Source organism: Rhodophyticola sp. SM2404 (assembly GCF_053570515.1).
The window spans coordinates 148,057-173,358 of the sequence record NZ_JBSEDL010000006.1 but is presented as its reverse complement, the minus strand read 5'-3'; the positions used below and the strand labels follow the sequence as shown (position 1 = coordinate 173,358).

Genomic DNA, 25,302 nt, shown 5'->3' with positions numbered 1-25,302 from the left:
CCTTTTAGCTCCCTGACCCGAATACCCCCGTCCCCACGGTCGTTCAGGCCTAAATCTCCGACATGGATACGCTATGCGGAATCTTGGCTCAATAATTAATCTCGCCAGATCGGCAAAACATGCCATTTCAGGCACTTATGGGCAGGAATTCGCCGACCATGCGCCTGCTTGGCGCGGTCATCTCTGTTTGTCTTCGGCCAAGGGCCAATAGAAATCTGGGGGAATTCCAGCCTCGGCGCGCTTTTCTTCATTGAAGGGTGGCTTCAACCCGCCGTGGAAATAGCGTTGCACGAGGCTATGGAAGGCGTCCTTCGGGTCAATGTCATCGCGGCCGCATAGGAAGTGGAACCATTTCGAGCCATAGGCGACGTGGTGGACTTCTTCGGCATAGATGACCTTCATTGCATCCACCGCTTGAATGGCGGCGGGGTCGTCTTTTGCGCGGGCGAAAATATCGATCATCCCTGGTGTGACATCGAGGCCGCGGGCCTCAAGCACCATGGGCACAACGGCCAGACGCCCCAGCAGATCATCGCGTGTATCTTCGGCGGCGCGCCACATGCCGGCATGGGCGGCCATGGCGCCATAATGGCTGCCCATCGCTTCAAGACAATCCGCTACCATATTGAAATGTTTGGATTCCTCATCCGCCGATTTCACCCAGTCATCATAATACCCCATCGGCATCGGGATATGTCCGAAGCGCGCGATGATGTCCCAATGCAGGTCAACGGCGTTTAGTTCGATATGGGCGACCGCATGTAAAATGGCCTTGCGCCCCTCAACCGAGCCGGGTTTGCGGCGGGGCACATCGCGGGGGTCGAGCAAGGCGGGCGCATCAGGGCGCGCGGGTGTAAGCGGCGGGGTGGCCGTGCCAATGGGAATGGCAGGCGCACGTCCATCCCGCGAGGCGCGCCAAAGCGCTGCATATTCGCGGGACAAAGCCGTTTTTTCCCGCGCCTGCGCCGTCTCAAGAACCGCGCAGGCCATTTCTGTCAGGGTCTTGGGGGCGCTCACAGGGCTTTGACCGCGTCCAGAACCGCCTCGACATGGCCGGGCACTTTGACCTTGCGCCAGACCTGCGCGATCTGGCCATTGCCATCGATCAGGAAGGTGGCGCGCTCGATCCCCATGTATTTTTTGCCATACATGTTCTTCTCGACCCATGTGCCATAGCGCTCGCATAGATCACTGGCCTCATCCGAGACGAGGGTGATGCCAAGATCATGTTTTGCAACGAATTTATCATGTTTCGCGACAGGGTCCTTGGAGACGCCGATGATCATGGCACCGGCCTCCTCAAAGGCTTTGACATGCTCGGTGAACCCGATGGCTTTCTTGGTGCAGCCTGGCGTGTCGTCCTTGGGGTAGAAATACAAAACGACCTTTTGGGGCTTGAGGTCTGACAGGGTAATCTCGCCGCCACCATCGCGTGGCAAAGTGAAGTCGGGGGCTGTATCACCAGTATCGATCATTTTATCCTCATTCATTATATGAAACGGGCCTGTCGCACGCTTGATTTGCAAGCTAGGTGTTTTGGCGGAAAGATAAAGAGCAGCTTGGGAATGAACCGCGTCCAAATGACCAGAATTACCCTCGAAAGCGGCCCGTGTTCGGGGAATGGAAATGGCTGAGGCCGAGGATATGCCCGATCCACAAGGCAATGCACCCGCACAGGCTCCGACGCGGCGGCGGCGGTGGGGGTGGTCTGCCTTGCGCTATGTGCTGGCTGCGGTGATCTCGCTGGTCGCATTCGCGCTTTTGGCAGTTCTTCTTCTGATCTGGCGGCTGGGGGAAAGCCCGCTGAGCCTGCCTCAAGGCGTGCAACAGCGCATTGCGGCGCAGATCGACAGATCCATGGGGGAAAATGCGGTCAGTTTGGGCGATATCAGTCTTGCGATGGTCGATGGCTCCCGCCGCCCGCGCATCCAGTTGAGCGAGGTCGCTCTGCGCGATGAGGCAGGTGTGCGCGCCTCCTTCCCTGAAGTGTCGATCATGATGGATGGGGCGGCACTTCTCAGGCGTCAATTGCGCCCGATCGAAGTGGTGTTTGACGGGGCCGCGCTGACCTTGTCGCGCGATGAGACGGGCCAGCTGGATCTGGCCTTTGCCGAGGCCGCAGATGCCTCGGCGCTCGGGCTGGAGGAAAGCCTTGCGCGTATCGACGAGATGTTTGCAGGCCCGTTTTTTGAACGACTTGAACGGGTTGAGGGGCAGGGGCTTAGCATCAATATGCAAGATGCGATGACGGGGCAGGTGATCCGCGCCAGTGACGGCAGCCTGTCGCTGGATCGCAAAGGCTCCGTTCTGACCCTGTCGATCAGCGGCGATATCACGGGCACGCGCGACGGGCGGCTGGCCTTTGCGGTTACGCGTAACCCAGAGACGCAAAACACCGATATGCGCATCCAGTTCGATGATATGTCAGCGCGCGATGTCGCCACCAGCACGCCTGCGTTGGCTTGGCTTGATCTGCTGCGCGCGCCGATCTCGGGCTCCTTGATTACGCGATTGGCTGATGATGGCACTTTGGGTGATCTGTCGGGTCATCTTGGCATGGGGGTGGGCGAGATTACCCCCAATGACACGATCGACCCGATCCCGTTCGAGGCGCTGGATGTCTATTTCGAGTTCGATGCCGAGGCCGCGCGCCTCAGCTTCACTGAATTCGCGCTGGCCTCTCCCGTTTTGAGCTTCACTGCCACGGGGCATGCCGATCTGGTGGAGGCCGAGAACAGCTTTATCGGCCAGTTCCAGCTGCAAGATATCCGCACCAACCCGTTCGAGCTGTATGAAACCGAGCTTGCATTGGATGGCGGGGCCGCTGATATCCGCCTCTCGCTTGAGCCTAATATGCGGATTGATATCGGGCAGGCGGTGCTCTTCAAAGATGATATCGAGCTGAGTGCTTCAGGCTTTATCGAGGCGATGGCTGACGGCTTTGCGCTGAGCATTGATGCAAATATCCCCGAGGCAGACCCCCGAGACGTACTTGCCTATTGGCCCACCCGCGCGGTTGAGCGGACGCGCAGATGGGTGGATGAAAACATCATCTCAGGCCAAGCCTCCAATATCGAATTTGCAATCAGGCGCGCGCCTGACCGCGACCCGGTGGAGGCTTTGCGCCTTGACTTCGCGCATACTACGGCCCGCCTGACCCCTAATTTCCCGCCTTTGGAAGCGGCCGCAGGCTACCTTTCCATGATCGGCCCGCGTCTGGTGGTGCAGGTTGATGAAGGTGTGATGCCCGCGCCAAATGGCGGAAATGTCGATGTTGCGGGCTCAAGCTTCGTGGTTGAGAATGCCCGAATGCGCGGCCCTGATGCGGTTGTGCAGCTTGAGATCGCAAGCCAAATACCTGATTTATTGACCCTTTTGGCGCTGCCGCCCACCAATCTGTTGCGCAATTCCAGCCGTCTTGATCCCGCCACGCTGGCCTCGGGCCGTGTTGAGGCCTCGGGCAGTGTGGGTCTGCGTCTGATACGGGGGCAAAACCCCGACGATATGAGGCTCGATATCGAGGGCACGGGGTTCAACCTGCGCTCCAGCGAGATCGTGCCTGACCGTCTTTTGACCGCTGATCGCCTTGCGATCTCGGTCACGTCCGAGCAGGTCGCGATCAGCGGCCAAGCCGCGTTAGACGGGGTGGCGATATCGGGCAATTGGTCCGTTCCAATGGGGGCGGGCGAGCCTGTGGCCAGCCGTGCTGAGGGCAGCGCGCCCCTGTCGCCCGAAAATCTGGATGCGCTCGGGATCACTCTGCCGCCCGGTCTGGTCTCAGGCGCGGGGCGGGCGCAATTCAGCTTGGACATTCCGCCAAATGGCGCAGCACCTGCGCTGTCGCTCAGCTCTGATCTGGACGGGGTCGGGCTGTCCATCCCAGCTTTGGGATGGGCGTCAAGCCGTGGCGCGACAGGGCAATTGCAGCTTGATATGACGCTTGGTCCGAACCCGTCTAATGCCGATATATCGCTTGATGTCAGTGGGTTGGAGCTGGAAGGCGCGGTCGGTCTTGGGGAAGGGGGGCTGTTCCAAAGGCTTGATCTGGAGCGGTTCGTCATCGGGAATTGGCTCAATGTGCAAGGCGGGCTTGTCTCTCGTGGGCAAGGCCAAGCGCCGCTGATCGAGGTCAGGTCAGGGCGGCTTGATTTGCGCGGTCTGGACCCTGCGCCATCTGCGGGCAGCGGGCAGGCGGGGCCGCTTTCGGTGGCGCTTGATCGGCTGGAGGTCTCGCGCGGGATCGCCCTGACGGAATTGCGGGCTGATCTGGCCAATAATGGTGGGCTGTCTGGCAATTTCCAAGCCAATGTCAACGGTGCTGTGCCGATCACGGGCCGCCTTGTGAACACCGATACGGGCACGGCCATCTTGATCAATGCCGAAAATGGCGGGGCGGTTTTGCGCGCAGCAGGCATCATGCAAAACGCCTATGGCGGTGCGATGGAACTGGCCTTGCAGCCCACGGGAGAGGCGGGCGTATTTGATGGCACGCTAAGCATCGAAAACCCGCGTTTGCGCGATGCGCCTGTGATGGCAGAATTGCTCAACCTGATTTCGGTGGTGGGGCTGCTAGAGCAGCTTGGCGGCCAAGGCATCAATCTGGGGCAGGTCGAGGGACGCTTTCGCTTGACGCCGCGCGCGATCCAAATATTGGAGGGCTCGGCCATTGGCCCCTCAATGGGGATCAGCATGGATGGCCTTTACGACATCGAAGCGGGGCAGATCGATATGCAAGGCGTGGTCTCACCCTTTTATGCCATTAACGGCCTGTTTGGTGCGCTATTTGCTCCGCGTCGCGAGGGGCTGTTCGGCTTTTCCTATCGCCTCAGCGGGCCTGTAGATGCGCTGCGGGTCAATGTTAACCCGCTCTCTATTCTGACACCTGGAATTTTCCGCGAGATTTTCCGCCGCCCGCCCCCCGAGCTTGCTGAATGAACCTGAGAATGCCGCATGAAACTGTCTGATTTTGATTTCGACCTGCCTGAGCGTCTGATCGCCACGCGCCCTGCCAAACCGCGCAGTTCGGCGCGGCTTTTGGTGGCGCAAGGCGCGGACAGCTTCGATCGGCATGTCTTTGATCTGCCGGATATTTTGCAGCCGGGTGATCGGTTGATCCTGAATGACACCAAGGTCATTCCCGCGCGCCTGCGGGGCCAGCGCTGGCGCGACAGCGCGCAAGGGCGGGTCAGCGCCAAGATCGAAGTGACCCTGCTGGAGCCGCAAGCCGATGGCACATGGTCGGGTTTGGCCAAACCGATGCGCAAATTGGCCCTTGGCGAGGTGGTGAATTTCTCAACAGAATTGGGCGCAGAAGTGACAGCACTTGAGGGGGGCTTGCGCCTGCGCTTCAACCTTGAGGGCGACGATTTTGACGCCGCTTTGAACGCCGCAGGCGCCATGCCGCTGCCCCCTTATATCGAAAGCAAACGCCCATCGGATGCGCAGGATCTTGAGGATTATCAAACCGTTTGGGCGCGCAATCAAGGCGCGGTGGCCGCACCCACGGCCAGCCTGCATTTCGATGAGGCACTGCTGGCGGCCCTCAAAGCGCGCGGGGTCGATTTGAGTTTCGTGACCCTGCATGTGGGCGCGGGCACCTTTCTGCCCGTCACCGTCGAGGATGTTGCCACACATAAAATGCATGCCGAATGGGGCGAGGTCAGCGCAAAAGCCGCCGCCGAGATCAACGCAACCCGCGCAGGCGGCGGGCGGATCATTCCCGTGGGCACCACCGCCCTGCGCCTGATCGAGACGGCGGCCACGGCAGATGGCCATATGCCTGTCTGGCAGGGCGATACCGATATTTTCATTTATCCAGGCTATCAGTTCAAAATCGCAGACGCGCTGATGACCAATTTTCACCTTCCCAAATCTACCTTGATGATGCTGGTCTCGGCCCTGATGGGGCAGGACAGGCTGCGCGAGATTTATGCGCATGCCGTGGCATCGGAATACAGGTTTTTCTCCTATGGTGACGCTTCGATCTTGTTTCCGTCGCATAAGTAACAGACAGAGCCCCTCTGCGGCCTAGACCGTAGCGATCTTCCTCCTTAAGGATGTGCCATGCTCTATGTTATCCGCTCGTCTTGGCCGCTCCTGCTCGGCATGTTGTTGTTGATGGTCGGAAACGGCCTGCAAGGCACGCTTTTGGGTGTGCGCGGCGACATTGAAGGGTTCTCGACCTTCTGGATGTCCGTGATCATGTCGGCCTATTTCCTTGGCTTCTTGGGCGGATCGCAAATGGCCCCCGACCTGATCCGCCGTGTCGGCCATATCCGAACCTTTGCGGCCCTCGGCTCGGTCATCTCGGCGGTGTTGATCCTTTATCCCGCCATCGCCGATCCGGTTGTCTGGACCTTGCTGCGCGTGGTCATCGGGTTTTGTTTCTCGGCCGTGTATGTGACGGCGGAAAGCTGGCTCAATAATTCGGCCAGCAATGAAACGCGTGGTCAGGCCTTGTCGCTTTACATGATCGTGCAAATGTCGGGGCTTGTGGCGGCGCAGGGCCTGCTGGTTCTGGGCGACCCGTCGGGCTATATTCTGTTTGTGGTTCTGTCGGTTTTGGTGAGCCTCAGCTTCGCGCCGATTTTGCTGTCAGTCACGCCAACACCTGCCTTCGAGACCACAGAGCCGATGAGTTTTCTCGAGGTTTTCCACCTCTCACCTCTTGGCTGTATCGGCATCTTTGTTATGGGGGCAGTTTACGCCGCCCTGTTTGGGATGAGCGCGGTCTACGGCACGCAATCCGATCTCAGCCTTGCCGAGATTTCACTGTTTGTGGGGGCGATCTATGTGGGTGGCTTGCTTTTGCAATTCCCGATTGGCTGGATATCCGACCGAATGGATCGCCGTGTTCTGATCGCGGGTGTGGCGGCAATCGGTACCGTGGCCGCGATCAGCGCCATCTATAGCAGCAGTTTCTACCTGCTTCTGATCGCCGCTTTTGCAGTCGGAGCGATGGCCAATCCGCTCTATGCTTTACTCTTGGCCCATACGAATGATTTTCTGGAGCCCGATCAGATGGCGGCGGCTGGCGGGCGGCTATTGTTCATTAATGGGGTGGGGGCCGTTACAGGGCCGCTTATCGTGGGGGCCTTGATGGGCTGGTTTGGGCCGCAGGGATTCTTCTTGTATCTCGCTGTGCTTATGGCAGGCTTGGCCACATATGCTGGGTTCCGCATGACAAGGCGGCCTTCGACGGCGACAGAAGATACGATCAGCTACGCGCCCGTTCTAGCCTCGGCCAGCGCAGTTGCGGTTGAGGTCGCCCAAGAGGTCTTTGCAGAAGCCACGCAGGATGAATTGGATGAAGCATCCCTGCCGCCCACCGCCTAATCGCGAATGGCCCGCAGGGTGGGGAATAGGGAAGAGCAGTGATGTCGCAAAACCATGCGAGCGAAGATATTCTGGAGTTCTGGTTACAGGCTGGCCCGCCGAAATGGTATGTCGCCGATGACAGTTTTGATCAGGAAATCCGCGATAAATTCGGTGATTTATGGGAGGAAGGGGCCAAAGGCGCGCTGGAGGATTGGACAGGCCATCCCCGCAAGGCCTTGGCCTTGATCATTCTGCTTGATCAGTTCCCGCGCAATATGTTCCGCCAAGATGGCCGTGCCTTCTCGACCGATGAAAGGGCCAAAGCGGCGGCGTGCTATGCCATCAAACAAGGCTGGGATATGCGTATCGACGAGCCTGAGCGCCAGTTTTTCTATCTTCCTTTGATGCACTCGGAAATGCTCAGCGATCAGGATCATTGTATCCGTTTGATGATTGAACGAATGCCTGAAACGGGTGCGCCCAATGTATTGCATGCCCGCGCGCATCGCGAAGTGATCCGTGAGTTTGGGCGGTTTCCCTATCGCAACACAGCGCTTGGCCGCGAAACAACCCCCGCCGAGCAGACCTATCTGGACAATGGCGGCTATGGCTACACCGTGCGCAAACTGGAAGGCGCGGCGTAATTTGGCAGGTTAAATGGGGTTTTGGGGAAAACCGCCCCTCGTTTCGCTGTGGGCAATTGCAGTGGTTCGCCAGATAGTTTAATGGTGAACTAATTCCAAACCGACCGTTCTGGAGGAACGACCTTGTCCGATAAAAACTTTGATCTCATCGTGATCGGTGCCGGCCCCGGCGGCTATGTTGCGGCCATCCGCGCCAGCCAGCTCGGCCTGAATGTCGCGATTGTCGAGCGGGAGCATATGGGCGGGATTTGCCTCAATTGGGGCTGTATTCCGACCAAGGCGATGTTGCGATCCTCCGAGGTGTTCCACCTGATGCACCGCGCCAAGGAATTCGGCCTCAAGGCCGAGGGCATCAGCTATGATCTGGATGCGGTGGTCAAACGCTCGCGCAATGTGGCCAAGCAGCTCAGCTCGGGCGTGGCGCATCTGATGAAGAAAAATAAGGTCACGGTCTTCATGGGGGCGGCCAGCCTGCCTGCAAAAGGCAAAGTCTCGGTCAAAACCGACAACGGCACCGAGGCGCTGACCGCCAAGAACATCATCCTCGCCACAGGCGCGCGGGCCCGCGAATTGCCGGGGCTGGAGGCTGATGGCAAACGGGTCTGGGCCTATAAATCGGCACTCACCCCGCCGCATATGCCCAAAAAATTGCTGGTGATCGGCTCGGGCGCAATCGGGATCGAGTTTGCGAGCTTCTACAACACGCTTGGCGCGGACACGACCGTGGTCGAGGTGATGGACCGCGTGCTGCCCGTTGAGGATGAAGAAATCTCGGCCTTCGCCAAGAAGAGCTTTGAGAAACAGGGTATGAAAATCCTGCAAAAGGCGATGGTGAAAAAGCTTGATCGCGCCGCCGATAAGGTGACGGCGCATATCGAAGTTGGCGGCAAGCTGGAGACGCAGGAATTTGATACCGTGATCTCGGCGGTCGGCATTGTCGGCAATGTCGAGGATTTGGGCCTTGAAGCGCTTGGCGTGAAAATCGACCGCACCCATGTTGTGACCGATGAATATTGCCGCACTGGCGTTGATGGATTGTTTGCCATTGGCGATGTGGCGGGTGCCCCATGGCTCGCGCATAAGGCAAGCCATGAAGGCGTGATGGTCGCTGATATGATCGCAGGTAAAAAGGTACATGCGATCAAGCCAGAAAGCATCGCAGGCTGCACCTATTGTCATCCGCAAGTGGCCAGTGTGGGTCTGACCGAGGCCAAAGCCAAACAGCGCGGCCACACGGTCAAAGTCGGGCGTTTCCCCTTCATTGGCAATGGCAAAGCCATCGCTTTGGGCGAGCCTGAAGGGATGATCAAAACCGTTTTTGACGCTAAAACGGGTGAATTGCTTGGCGCGCATATGATTGGTGCGGAAGTGACCGAGCTGATCCAAGGCTATGTGATCGGCCAAAAGCTCGAGACCACCGAGGAAGACCTGATGGAGACGGTTTTCCCACATCCGACCCTTTCCGAGATGATGCATGAAAGCGTCTTGGACGCCTATGACCGCGTGATCCATATGTAAGCGACGCGCCCGCGCGCTTGACGCGGGCGGGCATGGCTGCCAAGCGAAGGGGATGACGCGCGCCACCACCCCTTGGCCCCTGATCGGGGCGCTTTACCTCGCAGGCCTGATTGCGGCGACGCAATTTGCCAAGATCGCTTTGACCCTTGGCCCTTTGGCCGAACGCTACCCTGAGGCACCCGTGGCTTTCATCGTCTCGGGCGTGGCCGTGATGGGGGTGGTTTTCGGCGTGCTGGCAGGTGGGATCACCGCCAGTTTGGGCCCGCGCCGCGCGATTCTGATCGGGCTTGGAATTTCCGCCATAACGGGTTTGGGCCAAGCCGCTTTGCCATCCTTTGCGCTGCTTATGGGGCTGCGCGTGTTGGAAGGGGCAGGGCATTTGCTGCTGGTGGTGGCGATCCCGACTTTGATGGCAGGCCTTGCCAGTGATCGTGATCGCCCGCTCGTCATGGGGATTTGGGCGACGTTTTTCGGCGTGGGCTTTGCCCTTGCGGCCCTGATGATCGACGAAAACGGATCGCTTGGGCGTGTTTATCTGGCTCATGCCGCCTTGGCCGCGTCGCTTTGGGGGCTGCTTGCCCTGATGCTACCACGCGGATTTGCGCCGCCCACGCGGCGCTGGCCGAGCTTGTCGGACCATCTGGCCATCTACCAAACCCCGCGTCTTTTCGGGCCTGCTTTGGGCCATGGCATCTATGCAACGCTGTTTCTGGCCTTGGTCACCTATTTGCCCGCAGCGTTAAACGCGCCATGGCTTGCGCCTGTTTTGCCATTGGCAGGTTTGGGCGGCAGTTTGCTTGCAGGTATTTTGGGGCGCGTATTCCTTCCATCGCAATTGGTTTGGGGCGGGTTTTTGGCCATGGCACTTCTGTTTCCTGTGGTTCCTTTTATGGCAAGCGCGGCCCCTGCCGTGGCGATCCTCGCCATGGCTGTCTCGGGCATGGTGGCAGGCGGTGGCTTTGCCGCCGTGCCGTGGTTGAACACAAGCCCCGAGGACAGGGCCTTGTCCAATGGCGCCTTGGCGCAATTGGGCAATATCGGCACCTTTTCAGGCACGCCGATCCTTGCAGCCTTGGGCGCGTCACAGGCCGTGCCGATGGCTGTGATCGGCGGGTTGTTGGGGGCGGTTTTGACGCTTTGGGCCTATCGCGCCGCCTTGAGATAGAGTGTTCTTGAAAAGTTCTCCATTTTCCATTGGAGACTCAGAATAAAGCGCCTATGTGTTGAAATGTCCTTAACGGCAGGGGGCAGTATGCCTGAACTCAAGAAAATCGAAGTGCGCGGCGCGCGTGAACATAACCTCAAGAATGTTGATGTGGATATTCCACGCGACCAGCTTGTGGTGATCACGGGGCTCAGCGGCTCGGGCAAATCCAGCCTTGCCTTCGATACGATCTATGCCGAGGGCCAGCGGCGCTATGTCGAAAGCCTGAGCGCCTATGCGCGGCAATTCCTCGACATGATGCAAAAGCCCGATGTTGATCACATTTCGGGCCTCTCGCCTGCCATCTCGATCGAGCAGAAAACCACCTCGAAAAACCCGCGCTCAACCGTGGGAACCGTGACCGAGATTTACGACTATATGCGCCTGCTTTTTGCGCGCGTCGGCACCCCGTTCAGCCCCACCACAGGCCTGCCGATCGAGGCGCAGCAGGTCCAAGATATGGTGGACCGTGTGATGGCGTTGGAGGAGGGCACACGCGCCTATCTCCTCGCCCCGATCATTCGGGACCGGAAGGGTGAATATCGCAAGGAATTCATCGAGTTACGCAAGCAAGGCTTCCAGCGCGTCAAGGTGGATGGCCAGTTCTACGAGCTGGATGAACCCCCGAGCCTCGACAAGAAATTCCGCCATGATATCGACGTGGTCGTCGACCGTATCGTGGTGCGCGAAGGCGCTGAGACACGGCTGGCCGATAGCTTCCGCACGGCCCTTGATCTGGCCGATGGCATCGCCATTCTCGAAACCGCGCCTTCCGAGGGCGAGCCCGAGCGGCTGACCTTCTCCGAGAATTTCGCCTGTCCCGTCTCGGGCTTCACCATTCCCGAGATCGAACCGCGGCTGTTTTCCTTCAACGCGCCTTTCGGGGCCTGCCCCTCATGCGACGGTTTAGGGGTGGAGTTGTTCTTTGACGAACGTCTCATGGTGCCTGATGCCGCGTTAACCTTGGAAGACGGGGCCATCGCGCCGTGGCGCAAGGGCAAGTCACCCTATTTTATCCAGACAATTCAAGCAATTGCCAAGCATTACAATTTCGCGCCCAAGACCAAATGGAAAGACCTGCCCGAAAAGGTGCAGGAGGTTTTCCTGCGCGGCTCGGGCGATGAGGAAATTCCCTTCCGCTATGATGAGGGGGGCCGCGTTTACCAAGTCCAGCGCACCTTCGAGGGCGTAATTCCCAATATGGAGCGCCGCTACCGCGAAACCGATAGCGCTTGGATCCGCGAAGAATTTGAGCGCTATCAGAATAACCGCTCCTGCGGGATGTGCGGCGGCTATCGTTTGCGGCCCGAAGCCTTGGCTGTGAAAATTGGCGGCTTGCATGTGGGCCAAGTCGTGCAAATGTCGATCAAACAGGCCTATGACTGGATCGGCGCGGTGCCTGAAAGCTTAAGCAACCAGCGCAATGAGATTGCCCGCGCCATCCTTAAGGAAATCCGCGAACGCCTTGGTTTCCTTAACAATGTTGGTCTCGAATATCTGACCTTGTCACGCAATGCAGGCACATTGTCAGGGGGCGAAAGCCAGCGTATCCGCTTGGCCAGCCAGATCGGTTCGGGCCTGACGGGCGTGCTCTATGTATTGGATGAGCCCTCCATCGGTCTGCATCAACGCGACAACTCCCGTCTGCTCGAGACGCTGAAAAACCTGCGCGATCAGGGCAATACCGTGATCGTGGTCGAACATGACGAAGAAGCCATCCGCGAGGCCGATTACGTCTTTGATATAGGGCCAGGCGCGGGTGTGCATGGCGGCCGTATCGTGGCCGAGGGCACGCCTGCCCAGATCATCGAGGATGCGGTTTCAGTGACGGGGCAATACCTGTCGGGCACGCGCGAAATCGCGGTCCCAACTGAGCGTCGAAAAGGCAAAAAAGGCAAGAAATCCGTCACAGTGGTCAAGGCCACGGGCAATAATCTGCGCGATGTCACGGCGGAGTTCCCACTTGGCAAGTTTGTTTGCGTGACGGGCGTGTCGGGGGGGGGCAAATCTACCCTGACCATCGAAACCTTGTTCAAGACGGCCTCCATGAAACTCAATGGCGCGCGCCAGACGCCCGCGCCTTGCGAGACGATCAAAGGGTTGGAACATCTCGATAAGGTCATCGATATCGACCAACGCCCAATCGGGCGCACCCCGCGCTCGAACCCCGCCACCTATACGGGCGCCTTTACCCCGATCCGCGATTGGTTTGCGGGCCTGCCCGAAGCCAAGGCGCGGGGCTATAAACCGGGGCGGTTCAGCTTCAATGTCAAAGGCGGGCGTTGCGAGGCTTGCCAAGGCGATGGCGTGATCAAGATCGAGATGCATTTCCTGCCCGATGTCTATGTCACCTGTGAAACCTGCAAAGGCGCGCGCTATAATCGCGAAACCCTCGAGATCCGCTTCAAGGGCAAATCCATCGCCGATGTTCTTGATATGACGGTCGAAGACGCGCAGGAGTTTTTCAAAGCTGTTCCCAGCATCCGCGAGAAGATGGATGCGCTGGTCAGGGTCGGGCTCGGCTATATCAAAGTGGGCCAGCAAGCCACCACGCTCTCGGGCGGCGAGGCGCAGCGCGTGAAACTCTCCAAGGAATTGGCAAAACGCGCCACGGGTCGCACTTTGTATATTTTGGACGAGCCAACCACTGGTTTGCACTTCGAAGATGTTCGAAAATTGCTAGAGGTGCTGCATGAATTGGTTGATCAAGGCAACTCGGTTGTGGTGATCGAGCATAATCTCGATGTGATCAAAACCGCAGATTGGCTGATTGATATCGGCCCTGAAGGCGGCGATGGCGGCGGCGAGATTGTGGCGGTCGGAACCCCTGAACAGGTCGCCGAAGTCGCACGCTCCCATACGGGGCGCTACCTCAAACCGATGCTCGATGCCCGCAAACACGCTGCTGAATAACGCGCGCCCATCTATCTTTGCTTGAAAAATACTTCGGGGTAGGTGGCGCGTCAGCGCCGCCAAGGGGCAGCGCCCCTAGCGCGCAAGGATTAGCCGCTCCAACCCGTGGAAATGATAAATATCGGCATATTGCGGCGGCTCGACCAGATGCAAATCGGGAAAACGCTCAAACAGGATCGGCAGGGCGATCTGCAATTCCAGCCGCGCCAGCGGCGCGCCCACACAGAAATGCAGTCCCGCGCCAAAAGCCAGATTGGCAGGCCCATCCCGCCTGTCGGGTACAAAACGCTCGGCATCAGCATAAACATCCCCGTCCCGCCCCGCCGAGGCCAGCAGCAGCGCCACCTGATCCCCGCGTTGAAACGCATGCCCGAACTGCGTTACATCCTCATAGACGTAGCGCGTAAACATATGCAGCGGCGGGTCATAGCGCAGGATTTCCTCAACCAGCGCTGCGGGCTCGGCCCCGAACCGCGCGCCTGTCTCAAGCATCTGTTTCACGCCATTGCCAATAGTATGTACCGTGGCCTCATGCCCCGCATTGAGCAGCAGAATACAGGTGGCAATCAATTCATCGGTGCTGAGCTTCTCGCCCTCGGCCTCGGCGGCGATCAAATGGCTGATCAGGTCATCGCGTGGTGCTGATCGGCGCTGCTCGACATAGGCGCGCAGGAAGCTCACGAAGTTTTGAGTGGCCGCCACCGCCCTGTCTTCCTGTTCACGCGTTCGGTCGGGCACATACATCATCACCATCGCATTGGACCATGTCAGCAGATCAGGGGCCATCTCCTCGGGCACGCCAAGAAGCCGCGCGATGATGGTGACGGGCAGGGGGCGGGCAAGGGTCTCAAGCAGATCAAAAGGCCCCTCAGGGGTGTCATCAAGCAAGCCATGGGTCAGAGCTTCGATCTCGGGGGCCAGCTCGGCAATGCGGCGCGAGGTGAAGGCGCGCAGGACCAGCCCGCGCAAACGCGTATGGCGCGGAGGCTCCAATTCCAGCATGGAATGGGCCTCAACCGCGTAAAAAGGCGCCAAATGATTGGGGATGTTCAGCGCCTCGACAGGTTCGCGGCCAAAGCGTCTGTCGCGCAGGATGGTGTTCACCGCCTCATGGGTTGTGGCGCAAACCAACCCATATTCCTTCCAATAGACCAAAGGCCCTGCTGCACGCGCTTTGGCGTAGAAGGCATAGGGGTTCTGCACAAAGCGCGGGTCTTTGGGGGATTGGGCAAGATGTATCATGACCACAGGCCTAGCCCGAGCGCCGCGTGCAGAAAAGGCCCCATGCCCTAAATTCCCGACCCATCCATGGCGCCCCAAATGGGTTTGCGGGGAAAGACGGGGCATCATTCCACTGGAAAATTAACAAGCCACCTGCTTAACTCCTTGCGACTGCTTTTTTCAACGCATCCGATTTTTGGAGGATCAGGTATGAATTTCAGTAAAGGGCCCATTGTCGTGGCCGCAGCACTTTGTACATTTACACTACCCGCTGCCGCGCAGGATCTGTGTGGCGGGCTCGGCGCGCAAGGCGTTTGGGTGGGGGGCAGCGAAGGCGCATCCGATATCGCCACCGCGCCAAATTTCTTTGAGCAAAACAGCATTATGGTGCCGCCCAATGGCTATGCCTACAGCCTGTTCAGCCTGTCTGCGCCAAGCAATATCCGTGTTGAGGCTGCGGGCCAGTCCGAGGCTGACACCGTGCTCGATCTCTATGACAGCACGGGCATGTTGATCCTGAGTGATGATGACGGTGGCGGAGGCTGGGACTCGCGGGGCGAGATCGAATTGGCCGCGGGCAGCTATTGCCTTGGCGTGCGCAGCTTTGGCGGTGAGCCGATCGTGGCGGATGCCCGTATCGGGCGCGCCGATGAACATGAAGCCCTGACCGCAGGCTGGGTTGGCGTCGAGGGCGGCGGATTTGTGGGCATTGATGCCTGCCTTCCCGAAACGCCTGCCACAACCCTTGGCTCGGGCATGATCACCGCGTCGATGTCCGAGGGCGTCTCGGCCACAAATACCATTACGGGCGTGCCGTATTATCGCTTCAATATCAGCGAGCCGACCGCTGTGACCATCCGCGCCGAGAACGAGATGGCTGACCCCTATATCTACATTTTTGACGGGCAGGGTGGCCTGATTGCCGAGAATGATGATTACAACTCGCTTAACAGCCGGATCGATTTCACCACGCCGCTTCAGCCAGGCAGCTATTGCATCGGCATGCGCTCGCTCTCGGATCCGAACCTGCCTGTGACGGTCAGCGTCACGCCTTATTCGCAGGAAGAGGCGATGCGCGAAATGTATGCCACGCTGGAGGCAAGCCCGCCTATTGGCGGCACCTATCCGATCCAAGATCTCGGCACGCTGATGGGGCCAATGGCCCGTGATGCGCAAATCTCGGGCGATGCGGTTTGGTACTCCTTCTCGGTTCCCGAGGATGGTTTCGTGGTGATTGATGCCATCGGCATTCGCGACTCTGACCCTGTGATCGCGCTGTTTGACACTGTTGGTCGGGAACTGGCGTTCAATGATGATGTGAGCGGCAATCTCGACAGCCAGATCGCCTCGCGGCTGTCATCGGGCACCTATCTCTTGGGTGTGTCGCAATATTCCGACAGCTATAACGGCATCATCCGCATCTCGATGGAGCGCTATATCCGCGCGCAATAAGAACCATCGGATAAATTAACGAAGGGTCGCCTGAAGTAAGGCGGCCCTTTTTTGTGGCGGGGATATCCCCCTCTTTCTGTGTGGTCAGTTTGGCGCAGGAAGGATTGTCCAAAGCTGTCCGGTGACGTTCTGGCAGGTCGCCATAAAGGCCGCCCCACCATAATCCCCATCGAGCTGATTGCCTTCCAGACATTCATTGAAAGGCTCGCGGAATTGCGTGGTTAGCCTGAAATAGCCGCCCTCAGCAGGAATGGGGCGCGCGAAACTCGGTTGTCAGGCGGTAATAGCCGTCCCCCTCGGGGAGTGCGCGCCAAACCTGACCTGATACATTCTGGCAGCGATCCATGAAAGCCGCCCCCTCTAGCGCGCCATTGATCTGGTTGCCTTCAAGGCACTCGCCTTCCGCTTTGCGAAATTGCGTGGTCAGTGAGAATTCGCCCGAAGGCAGGCTTTGTGCAGCCAGAGACATTGGCGCGGTGAGGCATGCAATAATGGCGAAGTTGCCAAGTAACTTGGATATGGTCATGAGATCTCCGTTCCAAATAAAGTGTTGAGAAAGTCTTTCGTTTTAAGGCGTTTCGACGGGCATTTCGTTGGCGCTGGCTTGTTTCCCACGGAATGAATTTAATCCTGTTCAGGATATCACCGTGCCGAAACGGATCAACTGAGCCGCGGTCCTGCAGGCGAAAACCTGCTTGCATCACAGGATGTGATATCGGGGCATCGCTGCAATGCCGCGGCAAAGGCATGGTTTGGGCTGCGGAATGGGGGAGCCCTTCGCAAAAGCCTTGCTGACGATAGGTTTTTGCAGGGAATGCAAACAAAATAAGGGCCACCCGAGATGCGGATGGCCCTTTTAATCTGGTCTCACTAACCTCTAGCGGGCTTAACCCGCAGCGCTTTGCTCAAGCGGTGTGATGATGCCAAGGAAGTCCTGCGCCTTGAGCGATGCTCCGCCGACAAGCGCGCCATCGACATTCGTGACAGCGAAAATATCGGCGGCATTGGCGGGTTTGACCGAACCGCCATAGAGAAGCGGCGTGGCATTGGCGATGCTCTCGCCGAAGCGGGTGGTCAGCTCGGCGCGGATGAAATCATGCACCTCGGCGATCTGTTCCAATGTGGGCACCTTACCCGTGCCAATGGCCCAGACAGGCTCATAGGCCACAACAAGCGCCTTGGCGGTGGCGTCATCAGGGATGGAGCCTGCAAGCTGCTCGGCGATCACATCCAAGGTGACCCCTTCATCGCGCTGCGCTTCGGTCTCGCCAATGCATATGATGGCGCGCAGCCCTGCTGCAACAGCCGCTTGCGCCTGTGCGCGCACGCTGGCGTCATCCTCGGCATGATCGGTGCGGCGCTCGGAATGGCCTAGGATCACGGCGCTTGCGCCTGCATCCACCAACATATCCGCCGAAATATCGCCCGTATGCGCGCCCATGGCTGCGACATGGCAGGTTTGCCCGCCGATCCCGATTGCGCTGTCTTTCGTTTGCGCCGCCATCCGCGAGAGCAGCGTAGCAGGTGGGCAGATCAGGATATCGATCTCGGGCGCGGGGCAGGCCGCAACCAAGGCATCAATTTCCGCCAGCGAGGCGCTGGTTCCGTTCATTTTCCAATTGCCTGCGGCAAGCTTACGAGCCATGAGGAATCCCCTTCGGATTTTTGCGGCCATGGGTGGCAAGGATGCCGCGGGGCGTCAAGGCACCTCTTAGGTCTCGGTCAGATGCTCCAGCGCGCGGCGGGCCCAATCGCAGGCCAGTTCTGGATCATCAAGGGCAGCATCGGGCAGGGTCCAATAGGGCATGGAGACGGGTTTCGCCCCTTCCCGCTGATAGGACCAGCGGCTGCATCCCTTCGCTTCAAGAACATCCCCGAAGCCATTGGCCCCTTTGAGATAAATCTGCCCGTCACTATAGACGAGCGCAAAGATCACGCCTGCTTGATAGAGGCAAAGCCCGCCCATCATGCGCCGTGTGGATATCTGCCCGAGATCGGAAAACAGGTCGGTGGCAAAGCTGATTTCTTCCGCGGAAATCGCCATGGTTCAGCGCTCACTCGGCCGCGCGTTCGGCGGCCAGTTCCTCGACATCTTTGAATTTGATCGATTCACCGCAGCCACAGGCATCGGTGACATTGGGATTTTTGAATTTGAACCCTGATTCCAGCAAGCTGGTCTCGTAATCGATCTGGGTGCCGAAAAGGAACATTTGCGCCATCGGTGCGATCATCACACGCGCGCCATCCTGCTCGACCACTTCGTCATTCGGGTCCACTTCGGCGGCGTAATCCATGGTGTATTCCATGCCCGCGCAACCACCCTTTTTGATGCCAATGCGCAGGCCCTTATGGCCATCGCGTTCCATCAGCTTGGCGATCTGGTTGATCGCTGCAGGCGTCATGGTGACGGCTTGCTTTCCTGGAATGCCAAACATGGAACTTTCCTTTCAGATCGGCGTGCGGGGTTACATGAACCCCAGTTCAAGCCGCGCTTCATCACTCATCATATCCATGCCCCAAGGCGGATCCCATGTGATTTGCACATCCACATGTTTCACGCCTGCCAGAGGTTCAATCGCATCGGCCAGCCAGCCCGGCATTTCGCCCGCCACGGGGCAGCCCGGTGCCGTCAATGTCATCGTCACATCAACCGCGTTCTCGGAGCTGATATCAATCGTATAGACAAGGCCCAGATCATAGATATTCACTGGAATTTCAGGGTCATAGACCGTACGACATGCCTCGACCACCATATCATAAAGCGGATGCTCTGTGCTGGAGGGCTTGATCAGCGGCGCGCCTTCCATCTGGTCATTGGGCATCGGATCGGGAGAGCTGCTCATGAGAGGACCTTAATCTGTGCATCTAAATTCCTGACTAAACATATAGGGAAATGCGTAGACAGGGCAAGAGCAGCCTGTGCGGGTCACTTGGGCGCGCGGCGTCGGATCGGGCTTGGGCGCATTTGTTTTTCGATCGCATCATAGAGCAATTCCGAGATATTTTTTCCTGTCACTTCCTCGATCCCCTCGAAACCGGGAGAGGAGTTAACCTCGAGGACTTTCGGACCATCCGAACCGCGCAGCATATCCACTCCCGCAAGACCAAGCCCGAAGGCGCGGGCGGATTGGATGGCAATGTTGCGCTCCTGTTTGGTGATGCGCACCTTTACCGCCTTGCCACCGCGATGCAGGTTCGAGCGGAAATCATCGGGCGCGCCGACCCGTTTCATAGCCGCAACCACTTTGCCATTGATCACAAGGCAGCGGATATCCTCGCCTGCGGCTTCTTTCACAAAGCTTTGCACCAGAAAATTGGCCGATAGCCCGCGAAAGGCATCAATCACCGATTGCGCGGCTTTCTTGGTTTCGGCCAGAACGACGCCCTTGCCTTGGCTGGATTCCAGCAGCTTCACAACCAAGGGCGCATGGCCCACCAAGGCGATGAGATTGCTGGTATCCTTCGGGCTTGCGGCAAAGGCTGTCTGGGGCATTCCGATGCGATGGCGTGACAGGATCTGATGGGCATGCAGCTTGTCGCGGCTGGCGGTAATGGCGGCGCTGCCATTGACGCAGTAAACCCCCAAGGTTTCGAATTGGCGCAGGATCGCGGCGCCATAAGATGTGATCGAGGGGCCGATACGCGGGATGACGGCATCGAATTTCGGCAATTCCACCCCATCATAAAAGACGGCAGGGCTCATGGCATTCAGGGCCATGTAGCAACGGGTTGTATTGATCACTTCCACGACATGGCCGCGTTTCTCGCCCTCAGATTGCAATTGGGCGGTCGAGTAATTCTGCTCGCGGCTCAGCACGGCGATGCGCAATGCCCGTTTGGGGGCGGTCTGTTTGACTGCGGCTGTGTGATACACCTCGAAGCTGCGCTGTGCTTGACAGAAGCTCTCGGATGGGTTGATCAACCAATTCGATTTGATCGCCTGACGTCCGATCAACATTTTATACGACATTGCGGCGCGGTCGGTCAGGGTGATCTCGACCTGTTGGCGGAAGCTGCCGATTTCCAGCTCGCTCAGGATCACAAAGCGCGCCTCCGTGTCGCCATTGGAGCTGGTCACATCGCGGCGGTCATGGATCGGGGCCGAGCAGGTGATCGCCATATCGGGCCGGCTCGGGATCGGGTTGATCAGAAAGCGCACATTCGGCTTGGCGATGGGGCCGAATACTTCGATGTCAAAGGCATGCAGGGCGGATGTGCGCGCGCCTGTATCCACCTTAGCCTTCAGCGCGGGCAGGCCCAATTCGGGCAGACCGACCCATTCTTCCCAGCCGAGCTTGAAAACTTGATCCATTGGGTGCCTCATTGTCTCTTTCTTTGAGTTGGGCCTTGGCTTTGCTGTAGAATCGCCCGAAGAACATAGCCCCTGTTCGAACGAGGCTTTATCCCGTGCCCCAAGAGTTTGCATATGAATTGTTGCATCAAGATGGCAAAGCGCGCCGTGGCGTGATCTCGACCCCGCGCGGGCAGATCCGAACGCCCGCTTTCATGCCCGTGGGCACAGCCGCCACCGTCAAGGCGATGATGCCTGAAAGCGTGCGCCAGACAGGGGCGGATATCCTTTTGGGCAATACCTATCACCTGATGCTGCGCCCCACTGCGGAACGGATCGCGGCGCTTGGCGGTTTGCATAAATTCATGAATTGGGATCGCCCGATCCTGACGGATTCAGGCGGCTTTCAGGTGATGAGCTTGGCCGATCTGCGCAAGCTGACCGAGGAGGGCGTGCAGTTTCGCAGCCATATTGACGGCTCGAAACATATGCTAAGCCCCGAGCGGAGCATGGAGATCCAGAAGCTGCTCGGCTCAGATATCGTGATGTGTTTCGATGAATGCCCCGCTTTGCCGGCGGAACGCGATACGATTGCGCGGTCAATGGAATTGTCGATGAGATGGGCCGCGCGTTCCAAGCAGGCTTTTGGTGATCGTCCGGGGCATGCGCTGTTCGGCATTATGCAAGGCGGGCTTGAGCAGGATTTGCGCGGCGCGAGCGCCGAGGCGCTGCGCGAGATCGGCTTTGATGGTTATGCGATTGGCGGATTGGCTGTGGGCGAGGGGCAGGAGGCGATGTTCGGTTGCCTTGATTACGCGCCCGATCTGCTGCCCGAGGACAAGCCGCGCTATCTTATGGGCGTGGGCAAGCCCGATGATATCGTGGGCGCGGTCAAGCGCGGGGTGGATATGATGGATTGCGTGCTGCCGTCGCGCTCGGGGCGCACGGGGCAGGCATGGACGCGGCGCGGCCAGCTCAATATCAAAAACGCCCGCCATCAGGATGACCCGCGCCCGCTGGATGAGGCCTGCACATGCCCTGCCTGCTCCAATTATTCGCGCGCCTATCTGCATCATGTGTTCCGCTCGAGCGAGATCATCTCCTCGATGCTGATGACATGGCATAATCTGCATTACTTCCAAGAGCTAATGCAGGGCATGCGCGATGCGATCGAAGCCGATTGCTTTGCCGATTTCGAGGCCGAGTTCCATGCCAACCGCGCCTTGGGCGATATTGATCCGCTGTAAATTTGGGCTAACTGTCATTCGAGCAGGGGCGCGCGCTATATTTTGCGAGCTTTCACCAAGGCTTCACAAAATCCTGCTTGTGCCCGCTTTCGCGAAAAGGCACGCTTTGTGATGAGTTGGCGCGGTTCTTGCGCTTGAAACGCGCAGCCCCGTGCCCCAAGTAACACTGCACCACCAAGGAGCAGGACAGGGGCTGCCGCTGATGCGGGGCCCGGAGCCCGCTTGCCAAGAATAAGGAAGGCAAAATGCCAGAAGTTCAAAGCACTTATCCCGTTCTTCCACTGCGCGATATCGTGGTTTTCCCGCATATGGTCGTGCCGCTTTTCGTCGGTCGTGAGAAATCCGTCCGCGCGCTGGAAGAGGTGATGCGTGACGATAAGCAAATTCTTCTATCGAGCCAGATCGACCCCAGCATTGATGACCCCGAATCCGACGGCATCTATGATGTGGGCGTGATCGCCAATGTCCTGCAATTGCTGAAATTGCCCGATGGCACAGTAAAAGTGCTGGTCGAGGGGCGCGCCCGTGTGCGGATCGAAGGGTTCTTGCCCAATGACTCGTTCTTTGAAGCGCGCGCCCACGTGCTGGATGAAACCGAGAATGATCCCGAAGCGACAACCGCGCTCCTGCGTTCGGTTGTTGAGGAGTTCGAGAAATACGCCAAGGTCAAAAAGAATGTACCTGAGGATGCCCTGACCTCGATCATCGAGGCCGAGGAGCCTTCCAAATTGGCCGATCTCGTCTCGGGGCATTTGGGTGTGGAGGTTGAGCAAAAGCAGGACCTGCTGGAAACGCTCGATATCTCGGCCCGCCTTGAGAAAGTCTATGGCATGATGCAGGGCGAAATGTCGGTTCTGCAGGTCGAGAAAAAGATCAAAACGCGCGTGAAATCCCAGATGGAGCGCACGCAGCGCGAATATTACCTCAATGAGCAAATGAAGGCGATTCAGCGCGAGTTGGGCGATGGCGAAGATGGCGCCAATGAGATTGCCGAGCTTGAGGAAAAGATCGCCAATACGAAATTCTCGAAAGAGGCCCGTGATCGTGCGGATGCGGAGATCAAAAAGCTCAAGAATATGAGCCCGATGAGCGCCGAGGCCACGGTTGTGCGCAATTACCTCGATTGGATGCTCTCCATTCCTTGGGGCGTGAAATCGCGCGTCAAAAAAGACCTTGGCCGCGCCGAGCAGGTGCTTGATGCCGATCATTACGGTCTGGAAAAGGTTAAGGAACGCATCGTGGAATATCTTGCGGTGCAGCAGCGCTCCAAGAAGCTGAAAGGCCCGATCATGTGCCTTGTCGGCCCTCCGGGTGTGGGTAAAACCAGCCTTGGGAAATCGGTTGCCAAAGCCACGGGGCGCGAATTTATCCGCATCTCGCTTGGCGGCGTGCGCGACGAATCCGAGATCCGTGGCCACCGTCGGACCTATATCGGCTCCATGCCGGGCAAGATCATTCAGGCGATGAAAAAGGCGAAAACCACCAATCCGCTGATCCTTCTCGACGAGATCGACAAGATGGGTCAGGATTTCCGTGGTGACCCCGCCTCAGCCATGCTTGAGGTGCTTGATCCCGAACAGAATGCGACCTTCTCGGACCATTACCTCGAGGTGGAATATGACCTCTCGAATGTGATGTTCCTGACCACGGCGAATTCTTACAACATGCCAGGCCCGCTTCTGGACCGGATGGAGATCATCTCGCTCTCGGGTTATACCGAGGATGAAAAGCGCGAGATCGCCAAGCGTCACTTGCTGGCCAAGCAGATCAAGAACCACGGTCTGCGCGCCGATGAATTCAACCTCACGGATGAAGCGCTGACGGACGTGATCCGCTATTACACGCGCGAAGCGGGTGTGCGGAACCTTGAGCGTGAATTGGCCAAAATCGCCCGTAAGGCGCTGACAGCGATCCTGAAGGGGCAAAGCAAATCGGTCGAGGTTACATCCGATAATCTCGAAGAGATGCTGGGTGTGCGCCGCTTCAAATTCGGTTTGGCGGAAATGGATGACCAGATAGGCGTTGTCACGGGCCTTGCCTGGACCAGCGTTGGCGGTGATCTTCTGTCGATCGAGGCCCTGCGCCTTGCGGGTAAGGGGCGGATGAAAACAACGGGTAAGCTCGGCGATGTGATGAAGGAATCCATCGACGCGGCCGCCAGCTATGTCCGCTCCATCGCGCCCAAGATCGGCGTGCAGCCTCCGCGCATGGATCGTTGGGATATCCACGTGCACGTGCCCGAGGGGGCCACACCGAAAGACGGGCCAAGCGCGGGTATCGGGATGGTCACTTCGATCGTGTCGGTTCTGACGCAAATCCCTGTGCAAAAAGACATCGCCATGACAGGCGAGGTGACCTTGCGCGGGAATGTCCTGCCAATTGGCGGGTTGAAGGAAAAGCTGCTTGCGGCTCTGCGGGGCGGTATCAAAACCGTGCTGATCCCTCAGGAGAACGAAAAGGACCTCGCCGAGATCCCCGATAATGTCAAAGAGGGTTTGGAGATCATTCCCGTCTCGCATGTCTCGGAGGTCTTGGCCCGTGCTCTGGTGCGCGCGCCTGAAGCCATCGATTGGGATGAGGAGGCCGAAGATGCGGCCGCCGTCCAGCGCGCTTTGGGCAAGGGGGATGGCACCGCCGCCACCGCCCATTAATTAGGCGCGACCCTGTCATGAACCGCTAAAAATACTCCGTCTAGGCGATGCTTGGGCGGAGTATTTTGCATCTTGGGGGTGTGCAGGGTGGTTAATTTCAAGCGATTCCGCTACCCTGCCTGCATACGGGGAACAAAGGGGATAGCTTTATGGCTTCCAAGAAAAGAAGCACGTCAGCCAGTCGGAGCCGTGCGAAACTGCACGTTGCGGCCACAAACACGACAGCTGACGAGGCCGAAAAAACCGAGACATCACAGGCATCAGACGAGGCCGAGCAAACCCACTCGCCAGCCGCATCCGTGGCAGCCGCAATGGGGGCTGCTGCCATTCTTCACCGCGCCGAGGCCGAAGATCAGAGCGATGGCAATGAGAGTGACGCAGATGACGATCCCATCGCCGAGATGTTCAAACGCCGCGATCTCATTCAAGCCGTCAGCGAACGGGCCGATCTGAAAAAATCGGATGTGCGCGAATTCGTTGATCTGGTGCTTGATGAAATGTCCAAAGCGCTCACTGAGGGTAAGGAATTAATTCTGCCCCCGATCGGCAAAATCACCATCAAACGCCGCACGGCGCAGACGAATGGCGATATGCTTGTGGCCAAGATCAAGCTCAAGACCCGTGAAGAGGCTGGGGCAGATAGCAGCGAGGATGCCCTCGCAGATCAGGACTAATTCTCTGGCTGGCCCCGCTTTTCCAAGCGGGGCTTTTGGTCATTTTTGCAAGTGAAGTCTTTCAAAATTTCTTCGTTTCGTGTTTACTGTTCACGTATTTGTTACTGAAATTTTGTGATGAGAGATTGGCCACCAAAGTGGTCGCATTGTGATGATTGTAGTGATTGACC

At 58.3% G+C, this 25,302-nt stretch carries 20 protein-coding genes; 11 read left to right on the top strand and 9 right to left on the bottom strand.

All coding sequences use genetic code 11. From position 1 onward, the window contains the following. Positions 1 to 177: 177 nt before the first annotated feature. Positions 178 to 990: a ferritin-like domain-containing protein gene (locus ACTYEO_RS11090; RefSeq protein ID WP_449323836.1), complete on the bottom strand. Its 813-nt coding sequence runs from the start codon at positions 988 to 990 to the stop codon at positions 178 to 180. Between the two features lie 23 nt (positions 991 to 1,013). Beyond that, the gene (bcp, locus tag ACTYEO_RS11085; protein ID WP_449323805.1) at positions 1,014 to 1,475 is read right to left on the bottom strand and encodes a thioredoxin-dependent thiol peroxidase; all 462 of its coding nucleotides are present in this window, start codon (positions 1,473 to 1,475) and stop codon (positions 1,014 to 1,016) included. A 151-nt stretch (positions 1,476 to 1,626) separates the two neighbouring features. On the opposite strand from bcp, the gene ACTYEO_RS11080 reads away from it, so the two are divergent. From ACTYEO_RS11080 to uvrA, 7 genes are all read left to right on the top strand, one after another. Then, positions 1,627 to 4,935 carry a hypothetical protein gene (locus ACTYEO_RS11080; RefSeq protein ID WP_449323804.1) on the top strand — a complete coding sequence of 1,103 codons (3,309 nt, stop codon included), beginning with the start codon at positions 1,627 to 1,629 and terminating at the stop codon, positions 4,933 to 4,935. 15 nt (positions 4,936 to 4,950) lie between these two features. Continuing rightward, positions 4,951 to 6,006: a tRNA preQ1(34) S-adenosylmethionine ribosyltransferase-isomerase QueA gene (gene queA / locus ACTYEO_RS11075; protein WP_449323803.1), complete on the top strand. Its 1,056-nt coding sequence runs from the start codon at positions 4,951 to 4,953 to the stop codon at positions 6,004 to 6,006. Between the two features lie 57 nt (positions 6,007 to 6,063). After that, positions 6,064 to 7,335, top strand: a complete 1,272-nt coding sequence (locus tag ACTYEO_RS11070; RefSeq protein WP_449323802.1) for an MFS transporter — start codon at positions 6,064 to 6,066, stop codon at positions 7,333 to 7,335. Between the two features lie 41 nt (positions 7,336 to 7,376). After that, positions 7,377 to 7,961 (top strand): DUF924 family protein, encoded by a 585-nt coding sequence (locus ACTYEO_RS11065; protein WP_449323801.1) that lies wholly within the window; start codon positions 7,377 to 7,379, stop codon positions 7,959 to 7,961. Positions 7,962 to 8,084: 123 nt separating this feature from the next. After that, positions 8,085 to 9,479, top strand: a complete 1,395-nt coding sequence (gene lpdA / locus ACTYEO_RS11060; RefSeq protein ID WP_449323800.1) for a dihydrolipoyl dehydrogenase — start codon at positions 8,085 to 8,087, stop codon at positions 9,477 to 9,479. A 52-nt stretch (positions 9,480 to 9,531) separates the two neighbouring features. Further along, on the top strand, positions 9,532 to 10,644 hold the full coding sequence (locus ACTYEO_RS11055; protein ID WP_449323799.1) for an MFS transporter: 1,113 nt from the start codon (positions 9,532 to 9,534) through the stop codon (positions 10,642 to 10,644). A gap of 87 nt (positions 10,645 to 10,731) precedes the next feature. Continuing rightward, positions 10,732 to 13,596: an excinuclease ABC subunit UvrA gene (uvrA, locus tag ACTYEO_RS11050; protein WP_449323798.1), complete on the top strand. Its 2,865-nt coding sequence runs from the start codon at positions 10,732 to 10,734 to the stop codon at positions 13,594 to 13,596. A gap of 75 nt (positions 13,597 to 13,671) precedes the next feature. On the opposite strand, the gene ACTYEO_RS11045 is transcribed toward uvrA, so the two are convergent. Beyond that, positions 13,672 to 14,838 carry a cytochrome P450 gene (locus ACTYEO_RS11045; RefSeq protein WP_449323797.1) on the bottom strand — a complete coding sequence of 389 codons (1,167 nt, stop codon included), beginning with the start codon at positions 14,836 to 14,838 and terminating at the stop codon, positions 13,672 to 13,674. A 189-nt stretch (positions 14,839 to 15,027) separates the two neighbouring features. Between ACTYEO_RS11045 and ACTYEO_RS11040 the strand changes: the two genes are divergently transcribed. After that, on the top strand, positions 15,028 to 16,269 hold the full coding sequence (locus ACTYEO_RS11040; RefSeq protein WP_449323796.1) for a DVUA0089 family protein: 1,242 nt from the start codon (positions 15,028 to 15,030) through the stop codon (positions 16,267 to 16,269). A 241-nt stretch (positions 16,270 to 16,510) separates the two neighbouring features. On the opposite strand, the gene ACTYEO_RS11035 is transcribed toward ACTYEO_RS11040, so the two are convergent. The 6 genes from ACTYEO_RS11035 to rimK form a co-directional block, all read right to left on the bottom strand. After that, the gene (locus ACTYEO_RS11035; RefSeq protein ID WP_449323795.1) at positions 16,511 to 16,795 is read right to left on the bottom strand and encodes a hypothetical protein; all 285 of its coding nucleotides are present in this window, start codon (positions 16,793 to 16,795) and stop codon (positions 16,511 to 16,513) included. 360 nt (positions 16,796 to 17,155) lie between these two features. Next, positions 17,156 to 17,914 (bottom strand): triose-phosphate isomerase, encoded by a 759-nt coding sequence (gene tpiA, locus ACTYEO_RS11030; protein WP_449323794.1) that lies wholly within the window; start codon positions 17,912 to 17,914, stop codon positions 17,156 to 17,158. 66 nt (positions 17,915 to 17,980) lie between these two features. Then, the gene (locus ACTYEO_RS11025; protein ID WP_449323793.1) at positions 17,981 to 18,313 is read right to left on the bottom strand and encodes a TfoX/Sxy family protein; all 333 of its coding nucleotides are present in this window, start codon (positions 18,311 to 18,313) and stop codon (positions 17,981 to 17,983) included. 10 nt (positions 18,314 to 18,323) lie between these two features. Beyond that, on the bottom strand, positions 18,324 to 18,704 hold the full coding sequence (locus tag ACTYEO_RS11020) for a HesB/IscA family protein (RefSeq protein ID WP_449323792.1): 381 nt from the start codon (positions 18,702 to 18,704) through the stop codon (positions 18,324 to 18,326). A 30-nt stretch (positions 18,705 to 18,734) separates the two neighbouring features. Then, on the bottom strand, positions 18,735 to 19,112 hold the full coding sequence (locus tag ACTYEO_RS11015) for an SUF system Fe-S cluster assembly protein (protein WP_449323791.1): 378 nt from the start codon (positions 19,110 to 19,112) through the stop codon (positions 18,735 to 18,737). Positions 19,113 to 19,195: 83 nt separating this feature from the next. Continuing rightward, positions 19,196 to 20,581: a 30S ribosomal protein S6--L-glutamate ligase gene (gene rimK / locus ACTYEO_RS11010; RefSeq protein WP_449323790.1), complete on the bottom strand. Its 1,386-nt coding sequence runs from the start codon at positions 20,579 to 20,581 to the stop codon at positions 19,196 to 19,198. Positions 20,582 to 20,676: 95 nt separating this feature from the next. Here rimK and tgt point away from each other — a divergent pair, with 95 nt between their 5' ends. The 3 genes from tgt (at position 20,677) to ACTYEO_RS10995 (ending at position 25,132) form a co-directional block, all read left to right on the top strand. Further along, entirely contained in the window at positions 20,677 to 21,807 is a 1,131-nt protein-coding gene (tgt, locus tag ACTYEO_RS11005; protein ID WP_449323789.1) for a tRNA guanosine(34) transglycosylase Tgt, read from the top strand. Between the two features lie 245 nt (positions 21,808 to 22,052). After that, a complete protein-coding gene (gene lon / locus ACTYEO_RS11000; RefSeq protein ID WP_449323788.1) occupies positions 22,053 to 24,458 on the top strand; it encodes an endopeptidase La in 2,406 nt (801 codons plus the stop codon). 149 nt (positions 24,459 to 24,607) lie between these two features. Beyond that, a complete protein-coding gene (locus tag ACTYEO_RS10995; protein ID WP_449323787.1) occupies positions 24,608 to 25,132 on the top strand; it encodes an HU family DNA-binding protein in 525 nt (174 codons plus the stop codon). The last annotated feature ends 170 nt before the right edge of the window (positions 25,133 to 25,302 follow it).

What these genes read in the sequence shown, in the direction of transcription:
- ACTYEO_RS11070 (WP_449323802.1), top strand. Translation starts at nt 6,064, where the DNA reads ATGCTCTATGTTATCCGCTCGTCTTGGCCGCTCCTGCTCGGCATGTTG.
- ACTYEO_RS11045 (WP_449323797.1), bottom strand. Translation starts at nt 14,838, where the DNA reads ATGATACATCTTGCCCAATCCCCCAAAGACCCGCGCTTTGTGCAGAAC.
- ACTYEO_RS11025 (WP_449323793.1), bottom strand. Translation starts at nt 18,313, where the DNA reads ATGGCGATTTCCGCGGAAGAAATCAGCTTTGCCACCGACCTGTTTTCC.
- ACTYEO_RS11055 (WP_449323799.1), top strand. Translation starts at nt 9,532, where the DNA reads ATGACGCGCGCCACCACCCCTTGGCCCCTGATCGGGGCGCTTTACCTC.
- rimK (WP_449323790.1), bottom strand. Translation starts at nt 20,581, where the DNA reads ATGGATCAAGTTTTCAAGCTCGGCTGGGAAGAATGGGTCGGTCTGCCC.
- ACTYEO_RS11035 (WP_449323795.1), bottom strand. Translation starts at nt 16,795, where the DNA reads ATGACCATATCCAAGTTACTTGGCAACTTCGCCATTATTGCATGCCTC.
- ACTYEO_RS11040 (WP_449323796.1), top strand. Translation starts at nt 15,028, where the DNA reads ATGAATTTCAGTAAAGGGCCCATTGTCGTGGCCGCAGCACTTTGTACA.
- ACTYEO_RS10995 (WP_449323787.1), top strand. Translation starts at nt 24,608, where the DNA reads ATGGCTTCCAAGAAAAGAAGCACGTCAGCCAGTCGGAGCCGTGCGAAA.
- tpiA (WP_449323794.1), bottom strand. Translation starts at nt 17,914, where the DNA reads ATGGCTCGTAAGCTTGCCGCAGGCAATTGGAAAATGAACGGAACCAGC.
- uvrA (WP_449323798.1), top strand. Translation starts at nt 10,732, where the DNA reads ATGCCTGAACTCAAGAAAATCGAAGTGCGCGGCGCGCGTGAACATAAC.
- lon (WP_449323788.1), top strand. Translation starts at nt 22,053, where the DNA reads ATGCCAGAAGTTCAAAGCACTTATCCCGTTCTTCCACTGCGCGATATC.
- ACTYEO_RS11080 (WP_449323804.1), top strand. Translation starts at nt 1,627, where the DNA reads ATGGCTGAGGCCGAGGATATGCCCGATCCACAAGGCAATGCACCCGCA.
- ACTYEO_RS11090 (WP_449323836.1), bottom strand. Translation starts at nt 990, where the DNA reads ATGGCCTGCGCGGTTCTTGAGACGGCGCAGGCGCGGGAAAAAACGGCT.
- queA (WP_449323803.1), top strand. Translation starts at nt 4,951, where the DNA reads ATGAAACTGTCTGATTTTGATTTCGACCTGCCTGAGCGTCTGATCGCC.
- ACTYEO_RS11065 (WP_449323801.1), top strand. Translation starts at nt 7,377, where the DNA reads ATGTCGCAAAACCATGCGAGCGAAGATATTCTGGAGTTCTGGTTACAG.
- ACTYEO_RS11015 (WP_449323791.1), bottom strand. Translation starts at nt 19,112, where the DNA reads ATGAGCAGCTCTCCCGATCCGATGCCCAATGACCAGATGGAAGGCGCG.
- bcp (WP_449323805.1), bottom strand. Translation starts at nt 1,475, where the DNA reads ATGATCGATACTGGTGATACAGCCCCCGACTTCACTTTGCCACGCGAT.
- ACTYEO_RS11020 (WP_449323792.1), bottom strand. Translation starts at nt 18,704, where the DNA reads ATGTTTGGCATTCCAGGAAAGCAAGCCGTCACCATGACGCCTGCAGCG.